The sequence below is a fragment of the Candidatus Flexifilum breve genome (genome assembly GCF_016713355.1).
The window spans coordinates 593,778-608,095 of the sequence record NZ_JADJPI010000004.1 but is presented as its reverse complement, the minus strand read 5'-3'; the positions used below and the strand labels follow the sequence as shown (position 1 = coordinate 608,095).

12 protein-coding genes and 1 pseudogene are annotated in these 14,318 nt (G+C 60.7%); 8 read left to right on the top strand and 5 right to left on the bottom strand.

Annotated features, from left to right (window positions below; translation table 11 throughout):
* Nucleotides 1-39 precede the first annotated feature (39 nt).
* Entirely contained in the window at nt 40-1,389 is a 1,350-nt protein-coding gene (locus tag IPK17_RS03430; protein ID WP_343416267.1) for an alpha/beta fold hydrolase, read from the bottom strand.
* 168 nt (nt 1,390-1,557) lie between these two features.
* Here IPK17_RS03430 and IPK17_RS03425 point away from each other — a divergent pair, with 168 nt between their 5' ends.
* Nucleotides 1,558-1,878: an EthD family reductase gene (locus IPK17_RS03425; protein ID WP_343416266.1), complete on the top strand. Its 321-nt coding sequence runs from the start codon at nt 1,558-1,560 to the stop codon at nt 1,876-1,878.
* A gap of 27 nt (nt 1,879-1,905) precedes the next feature.
* On the opposite strand, the gene IPK17_RS03420 is transcribed toward IPK17_RS03425, so the two are convergent.
* Genes IPK17_RS03420 through IPK17_RS03410 form a run of 3 tightly spaced genes read right to left on the bottom strand, consistent with a single transcriptional unit; the run spans nt 1,906 to nt 4,523 of the window.
* Entirely contained in the window at nt 1,906-2,721 is an 816-nt protein-coding gene (locus IPK17_RS03420) for an ATPase, T2SS/T4P/T4SS family (RefSeq protein WP_343416265.1), read from the bottom strand.
* Entirely contained in the window at nt 2,609-3,184 is a 576-nt protein-coding gene (locus IPK17_RS03415; protein ID WP_343416264.1) for a hypothetical protein, read from the bottom strand. Before IPK17_RS03415 ends, IPK17_RS03420 begins: the two co-directional genes overlap by 113 nt.
* Nucleotides 3,174-4,523, bottom strand: coding sequence for a nicotinate phosphoribosyltransferase (locus IPK17_RS03410; RefSeq protein ID WP_343416263.1), 1,350 nt, complete (start codon nt 4,521-4,523; stop codon nt 3,174-3,176). The genes IPK17_RS03415 and IPK17_RS03410 overlap by 11 nt, the downstream gene beginning before the upstream one ends.
* Nucleotides 4,524-4,589: 66 nt before the next feature.
* Here IPK17_RS03410 and IPK17_RS03405 point away from each other — a divergent pair, with 66 nt between their 5' ends.
* The 5 genes and pseudogenes from IPK17_RS03405 to IPK17_RS03385 all read left to right on the top strand — a co-directional run bounded on the left by IPK17_RS03405 (nt 4,590) and on the right by IPK17_RS03385 (nt 11,316).
* Nucleotides 4,590-5,561: a carbohydrate kinase family protein gene (locus tag IPK17_RS03405; protein ID WP_343416262.1), complete on the top strand. Its 972-nt coding sequence runs from the start codon at nt 4,590-4,592 to the stop codon at nt 5,559-5,561.
* Between the two features lie 108 nt (nt 5,562-5,669).
* Nucleotides 5,670-6,932, top strand: coding sequence for an adenosylhomocysteinase (ahcY, locus tag IPK17_RS03400; RefSeq protein ID WP_343416261.1), 1,263 nt, complete (start codon nt 5,670-5,672; stop codon nt 6,930-6,932).
* Nucleotides 6,933-6,966: 34 nt separating this feature from the next.
* Complete coding sequence (locus tag IPK17_RS03395; RefSeq protein WP_343416260.1) at nt 6,967-9,450, top strand: DUF4397 domain-containing protein; 2,484 nt, start codon at nt 6,967-6,969, stop codon at nt 9,448-9,450.
* A 96-nt stretch (nt 9,451-9,546) separates the two neighbouring features.
* Nucleotides 9,547-10,516: pseudogene (gmd, locus tag IPK17_RS03390) on the top strand (GDP-mannose 4,6-dehydratase).
* Complete coding sequence (locus tag IPK17_RS03385) at nt 10,516-11,316, top strand: TatD family hydrolase (protein WP_343416259.1); 801 nt, start codon at nt 10,516-10,518, stop codon at nt 11,314-11,316. The pseudogene gmd and the gene IPK17_RS03385 overlap by 1 nt, the downstream one beginning before the upstream one ends.
* A 54-nt stretch (nt 11,317-11,370) precedes the next feature.
* On the opposite strand, the gene IPK17_RS03380 is transcribed toward IPK17_RS03385, so the two are convergent.
* Entirely contained in the window at nt 11,371-12,138 is a 768-nt protein-coding gene (locus IPK17_RS03380) for a hypothetical protein (RefSeq protein ID WP_343416258.1), read from the bottom strand.
* 99 nt (nt 12,139-12,237) lie between these two features.
* On the opposite strand from IPK17_RS03380, the gene IPK17_RS03375 reads away from it, so the two are divergent.
* The gene (locus IPK17_RS03375) at nt 12,238-13,170 is read left to right on the top strand and encodes a glycosyltransferase family 2 protein (RefSeq protein ID WP_343416257.1); all 933 of its coding nucleotides are present in this window, start codon (nt 12,238-12,240) and stop codon (nt 13,168-13,170) included.
* Nucleotides 13,170-14,303: a glycosyltransferase family 4 protein gene (locus IPK17_RS03370; RefSeq protein WP_343416256.1), complete on the top strand. Its 1,134-nt coding sequence runs from the start codon at nt 13,170-13,172 to the stop codon at nt 14,301-14,303. The genes IPK17_RS03375 and IPK17_RS03370 overlap by 1 nt, the downstream gene beginning before the upstream one ends.
* The last annotated feature ends 15 nt before the right edge of the window (nt 14,304-14,318 follow it).

Genomic DNA, 14,318 nt, shown 5'->3' with positions numbered 1-14,318 from the left:
GGCGCACAGCCGTGCGCCCCGACCGTCACACAGGAAATTCTAGGCCTGCGCGCCTCCCGGCGCCGGAATCAGTCCCAGATCCTGGAACATCTTCACCCCGTTGAATTCCTGCCAGCGGCCGTCGATTTTCCCATCATCATTGAAGCGATAGATGGCCATACCCGTCCATTCGGCACGCCGGTTGGTCGGCGGTTGCCCGAACATCGAACCGGTGTTGGTCCCGCTGGCCGGCCCGTACACCATGACATACGAGCCTTCGGCCACCATGTATTCGACGCTCGTCTGAAAGTCCGGGAAGGCGTTCATGTACATGATGTTCGCCTGTTTGAAGGCCTCGCCGCCCCGCAGTTCCTGCCCGGCGGCGCTGGTGTAGCTGACGAACTCCGGCGCAAACAGTTCGTCGTAGACGGCGAGATTCCCGACCGCTGTCTGATCATAGAAATATTGGATGATTTGCTTGTTGCGTTCCGGGTTTTGCGGCGCTCCCATCAAACCACGCGGATTGTGCAGATACTTGTTGAACCACTGAATCGCTTCATCGGCGGCGTATGTCACCCACGGCTGACGGGTGTACAAGTCGGTGTGCAGGCAGTCGTAGATCACAAGTTTCTTCGGCTCTTGGGCGCGCTCCATCACGGCGCGGACCAGTTCGGGGGGTATCAGATCCTTCTCACCGTGAATCATGAGCAGCGCCGTCGGAGAAATCAGGTGCACTGCGGCATCACCGTGATAGCCGAGCAGGTGCTCGACGGATTCAATCGTGATGCGGTTTTCGTAGGACTTGGCGTAAGTCTGCATGGCTTCGGTGTAAAAGTCGTAAGCTTCTTGCAGCGGCATGGCCGCATTGGTGCCGGGAAGCCCGACCGCGGGCATGTAGGTCGCGGCTGTGCCTGCGCGGAAGCGCGTATCACGGTCACCATTGATGAAACCGAGCAGCCCTTTGAGCGCGGTCGCGCCCAGCATGCTCTCTTGTGAGTTCAGGCCCGTTGCAACGCTGACGACCGCTTTTAAGCGGCGGTCGTACGCGCCTAAGTTGAGCATATGCACGCCGCCGATAGAGAGGCCCCAACCACCGATGTTGTCCTTATCGACTTCCGGCTGCGCGCGCAGCCAGGTAATGGCGTTGCGGATATCTTGCAGTTGTTCGTGCGGAACAAGGTGATTGCGCGGCTCGCCAGCGCTGCCGCCGTAATGCCGGTAGTCGAAGACGAGGACGACAAAACCCGCCTGACAAAAACGTTCGGCATAACCCGGTAGGGTGATCTCCTTCACGGCGCTGATCGCATTGGCCATGACGATCGCGGGCGCTTTCCCGGTCAGGGCTTCCGGGACATACAGCCAACCACTTACCTGCTCCCCGTCACTCAAAAAGCTGACATCTCTACGCATGATTTTCTCGCTTTGTCTGAATGTTTGCCTATGCTCGCTGCTATCCTAGCGAAATTGACGGATTGTGACATCAATCGAAGTGCTGAGACGGACGCACGACTCCTGTCGGATTACGCACGGATCAAAGTCCTCTACTATGGGGCCACCGCCCAATGAGGAGAAGACACCGTGATTTCGATCATCATGCTCTACCCCAAGACGACTGACAGCACTTTTAATTGGGATTATTTCATCAGCAGCCACATCAAGCGCATCCACGAAATTTTTGACCCGCTGGGACTCGTGCGCGTCCAACTGCATTCGGGCATGGGGTCAGCGCTGCCCGGTCAGCCACCGCCGTATGCGTGCCTTTGTGAATTCAATTTCGAAACGCTGGAAGGCTTTCAGAAGGGCTTCATGGCGGAAGGGGCGTGGATTATGGGCGATATCCATAACTACACGAACGTACAACCGCTCGTGCAGATCAGCAGTTTGATGGACCTTAAGTAGCGCGCTGGGCGTCCAGCGCTGGCCTGTTTAGAGCCAGCGCGCGGCGCTGCGGTCGGTGGGGCGGGATGCGCCATCACTGTACTGAAACAGCATCACGTAATCCGGGTAATCCGAGTCGGCACGGGACTGCCATTCCGCGATGCTGAACAGTTGGAGGCGACCCCCGATCCGGGCGGTCGTCAGCACCAATGGCAAGCGTTCGTAGAGAGCGTGAACCAGTTTCTCGCCCTGACCGATGGCTGAACGCCGCGCCAGCATGCCCAACGCACTTTGCAGACGTTTAGCGTCGGGCACGCCGCGTACACTCCACACCTGACGCGGCGGATTCTCAATGGAGAGCAGCGGCGCGATGGAGAGCGGCTCATCGGCGCGAATTTCGTCGAGGATGAGCAAATCGGGCTGGCGGGCGAGCGCTGCCTCAATCTGATTCCCGAACGAGGCTCCGGCTTGCTCGCCAACCGCCCACTGTACCATCAACCGCTCGTAGTGCGGCGCTAAGTGCATCTCACCGGAGCGTTCGACGGCTAGTGCTCTGTCCGCAGGCGCGAGGGCAGAGGCTAAAGCATTCAACAGCGTCGTTTTGCCCGACTCCGGTTCACCCGCAATCGTGACGCCATACTTCGAAACAGCGATTTTCTGAATGAACGCTGCGGCCTCGGCGGTCATAAAGCCGCTTTCAACCAGCGAGTTCAGCGTTGGCGCTTGCACCGGGTGGAGGCGAATGTCGACGCTAATCACGGGAGCGTAGGGCGGCATAATCACGTTGAGGGCGGCGCGCCGCTCGCCGACGCGCAAACCCGTTTCGAGGATCGGGGGTGTCGTCGCGCAGTTCCGCCCCGGCATCGATGACCAAGCGACCGATTACGCGGCGCAAATGCTCGGTGTCTTCAAACTGCGGCTTGAGGTTGACGAGTTCGCCGTGCCCGTAGCGCACTGAGGTGTGATCCGCGCCATAAATTGAAATCGTCGTGATGCTTTCGTCCAAGAACAGCGTGTCGAGCGCCCCATAACCGAAGAGATCGCTGTAAATGCCGCTGACTAGCCCGGCGCGTTCGTCATCGCTGATGACAATCGATTCGACGGCGAGGACGTAGTTGGCGACTTCGAGCACCATGCGCAGGCGTTTGCTCGGCGTATCGGCTTCGCGGATCTGGGGCGAGTCTTCGCCGTATTCTTCGAAGAACTGGTCGGCGATGCGCTCTTTGAGCGCCGCCAGCGACATCATCCGGGTGCCGCGGCGGGCAGTCACGAACTGCGGTTCGCGCCCTTCATCGGCGTTGGGGCGCAAGGGACGATCATCGGTCATGCTGGTCTAGCTCTCCTAAGTTGACGGGCTGGAGATCGGGATTGGCATTGGGCATCCGACCAACTTTAGGCACATCGTACCACACCCCATTGATCTGGACACGCACGACATCCATTGTGAAATCGGTGTTGGTGGCCGAATCATTGCGCAGCAGCGATGACCCGACGCCATAAATATCGACCGGGACGCGGTCGCGTTCAAATTGGGCGATGCGTTCGGCGTTGAAGCCGCCCGTTACCACGATCTTGATGTTCTGGCAGTAGGTTTGCGCCGCGTCACGCAGGTGATCAGGGATATTCCAGCTTTCCCACGCGCGGTCGAGTGCCGCCCGTACGACGCGGACGAGCTTCTCATTCACGCCATAGGGATCATCGTCGCCGAGTGAGATATCGCGGACACTCAGGCTGGTATCGAGCCGCACACCGTCGAGCGTCCAGCGCCGCTGACCAGCGGCGTCACCTGCGGCGAGCGCAGCCTGGTAATGCGGCCAGAACGCCGCCGCCGTCGCCAGCGCGTCGCCGACCGTATCATTATTAAAGTCAGCCAGCACATAGCGCGGCACATGGACGGGCATGCTCGTCGCAAAGGCGACCATGGCTTCGGCGGTGTCGCCGAAGAAGGCGGCGATCAGCGCGTGCGGAATCGTGCCGCCACCGTGCCCACCCCACCACGCCCCCTGTTGATCGGTGCTAACGGCGGGTTTGGTCGACTGGCCCGTCTCATGGTTGTAGGCCTGCACTGCCAGCCAGTAGCCGTAGCCGTCGACGGCCTGAACTTCAGGCAGGTCAAAGCGTGCCGGGAAGAACAAAATGGGCTTACCATTAGAGACGCGCAGCACATCCAGCACGTTGGTGGCGATGCGGCTGGCGCGGGCGAGCACGCCGAGAATCGGCGTTTCGAGCAGGGCGAAGTCCCGGTAGCAGCCGCGAATTTTGAGCACGGGGCGCACCTGATCGGGCTGCCCGGCGTAAGGGATGAGCACACCATCTTCGACCGCCTCGACATCCAGCGATTTCCACGTCTCGACGAACGTGTCGTCGTGCCAGTAGCCTGTGCCGTGCCGGAGCATGGCCAGCGCCGCGTCGACGCCCGCGATTAAGGCGTACGGGGCACGCCGCGTGAAGACCTGCGCCTCCACGACGAGATCGCCGACCGCCACGGTGGACAAATCAACGGGGAGGGAACGCGGACGCCGACCTGCGAAACGATAGCCAGACGCCTGTGCCGCTCTGAGCACATCGACCACATTGGCGAAATACTTGTCACTGTACAGACCGCGCCGCAGCCCCGCAAAATCCATATTGATGCGGGTATTTCTCTGGTGGTCAAAAACGGTCATGGAATTGTCCCGGTAAGTTTTGCTATACTTCGCCGCGTTCACGTTAAGGTAAGGACATTGAAAGTAATGGACATCATTGTAACCGGATCAATCGCCTATGACTACCTGATGCGATTTCCCGGACACTTCAGCGAACATATCATCCGCGAGCATCTGCATCAAGTCAGCTTGAGCTTTCTTGTGGAAGATATGTCCAAGCATTGGGGCGGCAACGCCGCCAATATCGCCTATACCATGGCGCTGCTGGGGATGCGTCCCAAGCTCTTTGGGACGGTTGGACGTGATTTTGGGGACTATCGCCTGTGGCTGGAGTCGGTAGGCGTAGATTGCAGCACCGTCCGCCAGATCGACAACGTGTTCACGGCTTCGTTCTTTGCCAATACTGACCTCGATAACAATCAGATCTCGTCGTTTTACAGCGGCGCGATGGCGCTGGCGAAGAACTACCGCATCGCCGATGTTTACGATGGCATCCCCGATCTCGTCATCATCTCCCCTAATGATCCGGTTGCGATGACAAGTCTGGCAGAAGAGTGCCGCACTCGGGGTATTCGTTTCCTCTACGATCCCGGTCAGCAAGTTCCACGCCTCACCGGGGCCGAACTGCAGCAGGGTATGCAGGGCGCGTATGCCATGGTTGTCAACGCCTATGAAGCCGAACTGATCTCCAACAAGACTGGTTTAACGATTGACCAACTGCGCGATCAAATTGAGATCCTGATCGTTACCCAAGGCAAAAACGGGTCGCATATTTACCAGCATGGGACGATGACCGAAGTGCCGGTCTTTCCAATCGATTCGATCAAAGACCCGACGGGCGTCGGCGATGCCTATCGTTCCGGCTTGATCTTTGGAATGATGAATGGCGCGCCGCTCAAATTGGCGGGCGAAGTCGGATCGTTGTGCGCCGCCTATGTGCTGGAACAGGTCGGCACGCAGAGCCACAAGTTCACCGCAGAAGAGTTCGCGGCGCGTTTCCGCACCCATTATGCCGATGATGGCGCTCTGGAGCGCTTGTTCCAACCGGCGTCCGCCTAGTCGTAGGGTAGTCATAGCCGTTACTACCTATTCGTGAATTCGATCAATGTGTTACAATCCCAACGTTTTGGGGATAATTCCCCGTGATTCTGGAATTCAGGAGACTACATGACTGTAGAACATGATGTGAAAAGCCTCGATTTGGCGGTGGGCGGTCGTTACCGCATCGAATGGGCCGAACGTGAGATGCCCGTCCTGCGCGCGATCCGCGAACGTTTCGCCGTTGAAAAGCCGCTGGCCGGCGTCCGCATCTCCGCGTGCCTCCATGTCACCACGGAAACCGCGAACCTGATGCACACGCTGCAAGCTGGCGGTGCCGATATCGTTCTGTGCGCGTCCAACCCGCTCTCGACGCAGGATGATGTGGCGGCCTCGCTGGTTTCACATTACGAAATCCCCGTCTACGCGATCAAGGGTGAAGACAACAGCACCTACTACGATCACATCAAGGCGGCGCTGGATCACGTCCCCCATCAGACGATGGACGACGGCGCGGATCTCGTGAGCACCATTCACAAGACCCGTCGCGAACTGCTGGAAACCATCGTCGGCGGCACGGAAGAGACGACCACAGGCGTCATTCGCCTCCGCGCCATGGCGCAAGATGGCGCGCTGGAATTCCCGGTGATCGCCGTCAATGACAGCAATACCAAGCACATGTTCGACAATCGCTATGGCACCGGTCAGAGCACGATCGACGGTGTGGTGCGCGCCACCAACATTCTGCTGGCCGGCAAGACGGTTGTGGTCGCGGGCTACGGCTGGTGCAGTCGTGGGATTGCCAGCCGTGCTTCGGGGATGGGCGCGAACGTGATCGTGACCGAAATTGACCCGATGCGCGCGCTCGAAGCCGTCATGGATGGTTTCCGGGTGATGCCGATGGCCGAGGCCGCTGCGGTGGGCGATCTGTTCATCACCGCAACCGGTGACATCAACGTGCTGGACGAACACCATTTCGCCACCATGAAGAGCGGCGCGATCCTCGCGAATTCCGGCCACTTCAACGTGGAAATCAACATCCCCGCGCTGGAACAAATGGCGGGCGGCAAGCCGCGCCTCGTGCGTCCGTTCGTGGAAGAGTACACTGTCAAGGGCAAGAAGATCTACGTGCTCGGCGAAGGCCGCCTGATCAACCTCGCCGCCGCCGAAGGTCACCCGGCCAGCGTGATGGACATGAGCTTCGCGAATCAGGCGCTCGCCGCGGAATATATGGCGAAGAATGCCGCTGTGCTCAAGCCGAATGTATACGTTGTTCCGGAAGACATCGACAAGGAAATCGCTCGTCTCAAGCTGCTCTCCATGGGCATCCAGATCGATACGCTGACCGAGCAGCAGGCGCACTATCTGACCCAGTGGGAAGAAGGCACGTAAAATTTACCATTTTCGTCCGAAGGGAGTCCGCGATATGCAGTTTCTCAAACGCTTCACCTTGATTGCGCTGGTGCTGATGTTGTCAGCGTTGGCGATCATCCCTGTGGCCGGGCAGGATAACGGCGCGAAAGCGCGTTTCGTCCATGCGATTCCCGGCGCGTCCGCCGTCGACATTTACGTCGATGGGCAGCTGGCGGTGAGCAGTCTGGCATTTGGCAGCGCGACGGACTATATCGCGCTCCCGGCGGGCGACCATGCGCTGACCGTCACGCAGGAAGGCGCGACGACCGCGCTGTGGGAACAAAGCCTGACGTTTGCAGATCAATCGGCGTCGACGCTGATTGCTTCGTCCATCGAACCGCTGGAATTCACCCAGTATACGGATGACCTCAATCCGCTGCCGCTTGGCAAGTCGCGCTTCACGGCGATCCATGCGATTGCGGATGCCGACCCGGTTGACGTGATTCTGGCGACCGGACAGCCCGTGATTCCGGGACTGACCTACAACCAGCCCTATGGCACGCTTGACCTGCCCGCGATGACCTATGACCTCGCGGTCGTTCCGGTCGGCGACTCGCTGGAAAACGCGCTCATCGCGGCGGCGACCTACGCGCTCGACAGCGGAACGTCGTATGTGGCGCTGGCCTATGGCACCGCGAACGATCCGCAGGCCCTGCTGCTCAGCGCGCCGACCAACGGCGATGGGCAGGGTGGGGCGCTGCGTTTGGTGCACGGCGTCGCGGACGCTCCCGCGGTCGATGTGTACGTGAATGATGTGCTCCTCGCGCCGGCGCTGGCGTTCGGCGAACTGACCGAATACGTCGCACTGCCGGCGGGTGAATACACGGTCAACGTGAGCGTGACTGGCTCGGGCGACAATGTTGCCTCAGGCAGCGTTTCGGTGGGCTCGGGCGACTATGTCAGCGCGATTGTGCTGGGCAGCGCGAGCGCCCCGGAACTCCAGACGTTCTCCGAAACCTTCGGCACGGTGAGCAGCACCGAATCGGCGCTGTATGTCATCAATGCGCTGAGCGGCGTCTCGTCGGTGACGGCTTCGCTGACGGAAGGCGCTGGCTTGATCGCGGATCTGGCCTCGGGCACGGCGCAGTCCGCACTCGTCGCGCCGACCACCGAAGATATCATCCTCGGCATCAATACCAATGATGCCTCGGGTGTGCAGCCGCTCGACCTGCCCGGCGGCGTGTACGGTGGTGTCGTCTACACGGCGATTCTGGTGGATGGTGGCGAGGTGATCGTCGATATGGCGAGCATCGCGCAAGACCTGTCGAGCGCGCCTGTCAGCGCTGTCGCGACGCCGGGACCGACACTCGAACCGACCGCCGCACCGACGGAAGCTGCTGCTGCGCCGACCGCCGCACCGGAAATTCTGCCGACTGCTACGCTGGCGGTTCCGGCGGCCACCGCGCCCGCCGCCTTCACTGGTCCGACCGCGCAGATTATGCTCAACCCCGGCGCGAACCTGCACCTGCGTGAATATCCGCGTCCGGATGCGCGTTCGCTCGGTCTCGCGCCGTCCGGTGCGATCCTGCTGGTGCTCGGTCGCGAAGGCGAACCCGGCCCGGTTGCTGGCCTCGTCCCGACGCCGACCACGACGCCGTTTGTCGACCCGGTCACACTGCTGGAAGATGAAGATACGGATCTCGTGCCGGAAGAAACGTGGCTGTATGTCACGTACATCACGCCGGACGGCGGTTCGATCACCGCGTGGGTGAACGCGCAGTTCCTCGCGCTGAGCGATGCTGACGGCGAAACGTTCATGCTGCGTGAGCTGCTGACGATCCCGAGCAACCGCTACGGCTTCGCGTCCAACACGGCCATCCAGCCGCCGACCGAACGGCAGAGCGCGCTCACGGTGACGATTGTCGGCGTTGATCCGTCGGCTAACGTGCACATCCGCCGCACGCCGACGAGCGAAGGCGAATCGCTGGCGCGCATCCCGAATGGCACAGTGCTCGATTTCCTCGGCCTGAACGAGGCGCAGGATTGGGCGTTCGTGCGTTATACCAGCCCCGATGGTGGTGCGCTGCGTGGTTGGGTGAACACGTCGTTCATCAGCTATCAGCGCAATGGCCAGCCGACGACTATTGAAGAACTGGTCACACGTGAAGAATTGGTCACGGTGGCAGATGAAGAACGCGGTGATATCGAAGTGCAGCCGCAGGCGGCCGCCCCAACGGCAACCCCGCTGCGCGACGCGATTGTCGGCGAAGTGATCGGCCTCGACCCGGGCGCAAACCTGCACATGCGCCGCCGCCCGAGCGCGACCTCCGAATCGATTGCGCTGCTGCCCAACGGCACGACGCTCGTCATCACGGCGCAGTCCGTAGACACCGATGGCCGCATCTGGCTGGAAACCACCTATCAGGATCAGACGGGTTGGGTCTGGGCGCAGTACATCCAACTGTCTTTCAATGGACGGTCGTTTGAAGTGACCGCGGTGCCCACCCTCGCTCCGACGCCCACGGGCACGCCAACGGAAGCCCCGGCTGGCGGCTGAGTCATCTAACAATGTACGGGGGGCGGAGCGTAATTGCCGCCCCCTGTATAATTATATCGGATGACATTACTTTTTCACTTTTAGAGAGACAACCGCATGAAACGTGCATTGATCACCGGCATCACCGGGCAAGACGGCTCGTATCTGGCAGAATTTCTGCTGGCGAAGGGCTATCAGGTATTCGGGACGATTCGCCGGAGCAGCACTACCAATTTCGAGCGTATCCAGCATATTCAGGATGACGTAACCCTGATACAGGCGGATCTGTCCGACCTGACGAGTCTGATCTCGGCGGTTCGCGAAGCGCAGCCGGATGAAGTCTATAATCTGGCGGCGCAAAGCTTCGTGCCGACCTCGTGGTCGCAGCCTGTGTTCACGGGCGATCACCGCGCTGGGCGTGACGCAAATGCTCGACGCGATCCGCAATGCCAAGCCGGATGCGCGTTTCTATCAGGCGTCCAGCAGCGAAATGTTCGGCAAGGTGCAGGAAGTGCCACAGCGGGAAACCACGCCGTTTTACCCGCGCAGCCCGTACGGCGTCGCGAAGGTCTACGGCCATTGGATCACCGTGAACTATCGTGAAAGCTACAACATGCACGCGACATCGGGGATTCTGTTCAACCACGAGAGCCCGCGCCGCGGTCGCGAATTTGTCACGCGCAAAGTCGCGTACACTGCCGCGCGGATTAAGCTGGGCTTATCCGAAGAAATGCGCATCGGCAACCTCGACGCGCAGCGCGACTGGGGTTTTGCCGGGGATTATGTCGAAGCGATGTGGCTGATGCTCCAGCAAGAAACACCGGACGATTACGTCGTCGCGACCGGACAGACGCATACTGTGCAGCGCCTGGTCGAAGTCGCGTTCAACTGTGTGGGGCTGAACTGGCGCGATTTCGCCGTGCAAGACCCGAAGTTCATGCGTCCCGCCGAAGTCGATCTGCTGATTGGCGACCCGAGCAAAGCGGTGAAGGTGCTGGGCTGGAAACCACATGTCAGCTTCGAGCAGTTGGTCGAAATGATGGTCAAATCCGACTACGACAAACTCAAGGCTGAGCACAACCTTTGATGCTGATTGACACGCACTGCCACCTCAACTTTGACGGCTACGACGCGGATCGAGAGGCAGTTTTACGGCGCGCCGCCGACGCAGGCGTAACGCGCATCATCATCCCCTCGGTCGATCTGGTCACGGGGCAGGAGGGGATTGATCTGGCTGAGCGGTATGCGGGAGTGTTCGCCGCCGCTGGCCTCCACCCGAACAGCACCGCCAACTTCACCGATGCCGACCTTGAGGCCATCACGGCACAGGCCGCGCATCCGAAAGTCGTCGCCATCGGCGAAATCGGGCTGGATTATCACTGGGATGACAGCCCAAAAGCGATGCAGCAGCGCGCCTTTGCAGCGCAGTTGGCCTTAGCCGCCAAGCTGGAACTGCCCGTGATCATCCATAACCGCGAAGCGAGCGACGACGTGCTGCCGATTCTCGAAGCGTGGGCGGCGACGCTGCCGCCCGCGCTCAAAGAGCGCCCCGGCGTGCTGCATTCGTTCTCCGCGCCGCCGAGCATCGCCGAGCGCGCGCTGGCGATCAACTTTTACCTCGGTTTCACTGGCCCGGTGACCTACAAAAATGCGGAGGAGTTACGCCGTGTGGCGCTGGCAGCGCCGCTCGACCGGATGCTGGTCGAAACAGACGGTCCGTACCTTACCCCCGTGCCGCATCGCGGCAAGCGCAACGAGCCCGCCTATGTCGCGCTCGTCGCCGACCGCATCGCGGCGCTCAAGGGGTTGACGCTGGACGAGTTTGCCGCCGCGACGACCGCCAATGCCGAGCGCTTATTCCGGCTCCCCGGGCAGCCATCGAACTGAACGCAAAGAGGACGAGGCCAAGCCTCGTCCGGATATTTGATCTACGAGCGGTGCTTACAGCGCGGGTGTCGTCGCATTCAGGAGCGTGTTCAACTGCTCGCTGAACTGCGCCATGAGCTCCGCCGCCTGTTCCGCCGTGATGCGATCTTCCGCCACCTGCAAATTGATCCGCGCCTGCGCTCGTTCGGTCGCTTCGGTCACGAAGGCGGTCACATCGACGCCGTTATCGGTGAGGATGGTTGCGAGCGCCGCGCCATCACGGAGCTGCTGCGCGAGATCACGCGGATTCACACCGGTCTGTTCCGCCGCCAACTGCACGATGCCGACATCCATCACGCGATTCAACGCTTGATCGCGCGCTTCGCCAGTCAGAACGTTAGTGAACACCTCGGTGATCCGCGCCAGCGCTTGATCGGCCTGTTCCTGCGTCAGGCGACCATTGGCGACCGCCTGATTGATCGCTTCCGTTGTTCCGGCGACCGCATCGGCGACGACTGCGTCAATCGAGCCGCCGTTGGCCGTGACGATTTCGCCCAGCGTCGCGCCGTCGCGCACCTGCGTGCTGACTTCGATGAGGTTCAGGCCCGTGGCATCCATGACCGCCTGCATCAAGTAGATCTGGCGATCTTCCCCCAAGCGCCCGCCGCGCTGATCGCCGCCCATCTGTCCGCCGCGGCCGCCGCGGCCACCCATGGGTCCCGGTTGTCCGTCTTGCGCCTGCGGATCTGTCGGAGGGGGGTTCTCCTGCGCCTGTGCCACCAGCGCGCCACCGGCCAATGCCCCAACCAGAACCACCGTCACACCGAATTTCTTCGCGTTCATTGTCTTGATCTCCTATGTCCATTCGACTACATCCTTTAGGATGGATGGCACATGTAATCAAAATTCCGCTCAATTGAAAATCATTGGTAAAATTTCTGCATGATCGATTTAAGCATCCTCATTGTCAGTTGGAACGTCGCCGACCTGCTCGTCACCTGTATTGAGACCATTCTGGCGGGGCAGGGCGACCTTACTTTCGAAATCATCGTCGTCGATTCGGCCAGTCGAGACAATACCGTCGCCGTGCTGCGTGAACGTTTCCCCCAAGTCACTGTGCTGGCGCAGAGCGAAAATGTCGGCTATACGCGCGGCAATAACATCGCTTTGGCGGCGGCAGGTGGTCGCTATCACTTTTTGCTCAACCCGGATACCGAAATCATGGGCGATGCGCTGCCCGTACTCGTGCGCTATCTGGACGCGCATCCGGAGGTCGGCATCGTCGGCCCGCACACCTACAACAGCGACCGCGTCACGACGCAGTCGACGCGGCGGCGCTTTCCCACGCCGCTGATCGGCTTTGTCGAGAGCACGTGGCTGCAGCCGCACGCGCCGAAGCATCTGCTCGATTATTACTACGTCGTGGATGGCACGCCGGAGACCGCCACCCGCGAGGTCGATTGGGTGCAGGGATCGGCACTGCTAGCACGGCGCGAAGTCTACGCGCAGATCGGCGGGCTGGACGAGGGCTACGTGATGTATTCCGAAGAGCTCGACTGGTGCAAGCGCGCCAAAGACGCGGGCTGGAAGGTTGTTTACCTGGGCGACGCGCACATCGTGCATCACGGCGGCAAAAGCACGGAACAGATGGTCGCGCGGTCGCACATCTACTTCCAGCAGAGCAAAATCCGCTACTTTCGCAAGTATCATGGTGCTTTGCTGGCGCATCTGCTGCGCCTGTTCCTGCTGTTCAACTATGCGATCCAACTCATCGAAGAAAGTGGCAAATTCCTCATTGGGCACAAGCGCGAACTGCGCCGCGGACGCATGCAGGCCTACGCGCAGGTGCTGCGTTCCGGCTTGAAGGTGACCTGATGCGCGTTGGGCTGATCACCGGGGAATACCCGCCGATGCAAGGCGGGATCGGCGCCTACACGCGGATTCTCGCGCGCAGCGTCGCTGCCTTGGGACATGAGGTTCATGTGCTGTCCCGCGTTGGTTCGACTGAAGATGAGCCAGCGATTCACCTAGACCCGCTAATTGGTACATGGGATGTGCGCAGTCTTGGCGCAATTCGAGCGTGGGCGCGTGGCGTCGATGTCGTCAACCTGCAGTACCAGACTGCCGCGTTCGATATGTCGCCGATTGTGCATTTTTTGCCCGACGTCATCGGACGTACGCCCGTGGTGACAACCTTCCACGACCTGCGCTTTCCGTATCTGTTCCCGAAGGCTGGGCGGCTGCGGGACTGGATCGTCGCGCATCTGGCGAAGGCCTCGAATGGGGTGATCGCCACCAATCACGAGGACGCGCTCAAGATCGGGCATTTGCCCTGCACAGCGCTCATCCCGATTGGCAGCAATATCCTCAAGCCGCTGGCCGACGATTTCGACGCGGTGGAGTGGCGGCGGCAGGCTGGAGCCGGGGATGGCGACTTTCTGCTGGCGTACTTCGGGTTGATCAACCGCAGCAAAGGGCTGGAACCCCTGCTCAAGAGCGTCGCCAAATTGCGCGCCGAGCATGTGCCCGCGCGTTTGATCATGATCGGTAATGCCGGGTCGAGCGACCCGACGAACGTCGCCTATATGGAAGAGATCGACGGGCTGATCGAACGGCTGGAGCTCGCGCCCTACATTCACCGCCTCGGCTACATCGAAGACGACACGGTTATCGGCGCGTATCTGACGGCGGCGGACGCAGTCGTACTTCCGTTCGCGGATGGGGCATCGTATCGCCGAGGCAGTCTGATGGCGGCGATACGCTATGGCTGCCCAACCGTGACGACGATCCCCCGCGTGCATATTCCGACGTTCCAAAATCAGGAGAACCTGCTGCTCGTTACGCCGGATGATCCGCATGCGCTGACGCACGCGCTGCACCGCCTGTACGAGTCGCCGCAGCTGCGGGTGCGGCTCAAACAGGGGGCGGCGGCGCTGGCGCTGGATTTCGATTGGTCAGAGATCGCGCGGGATACAGTCGAATTCTACGAGCGGGTGATCAAGGGCTAACCTCACCCTGCTTGC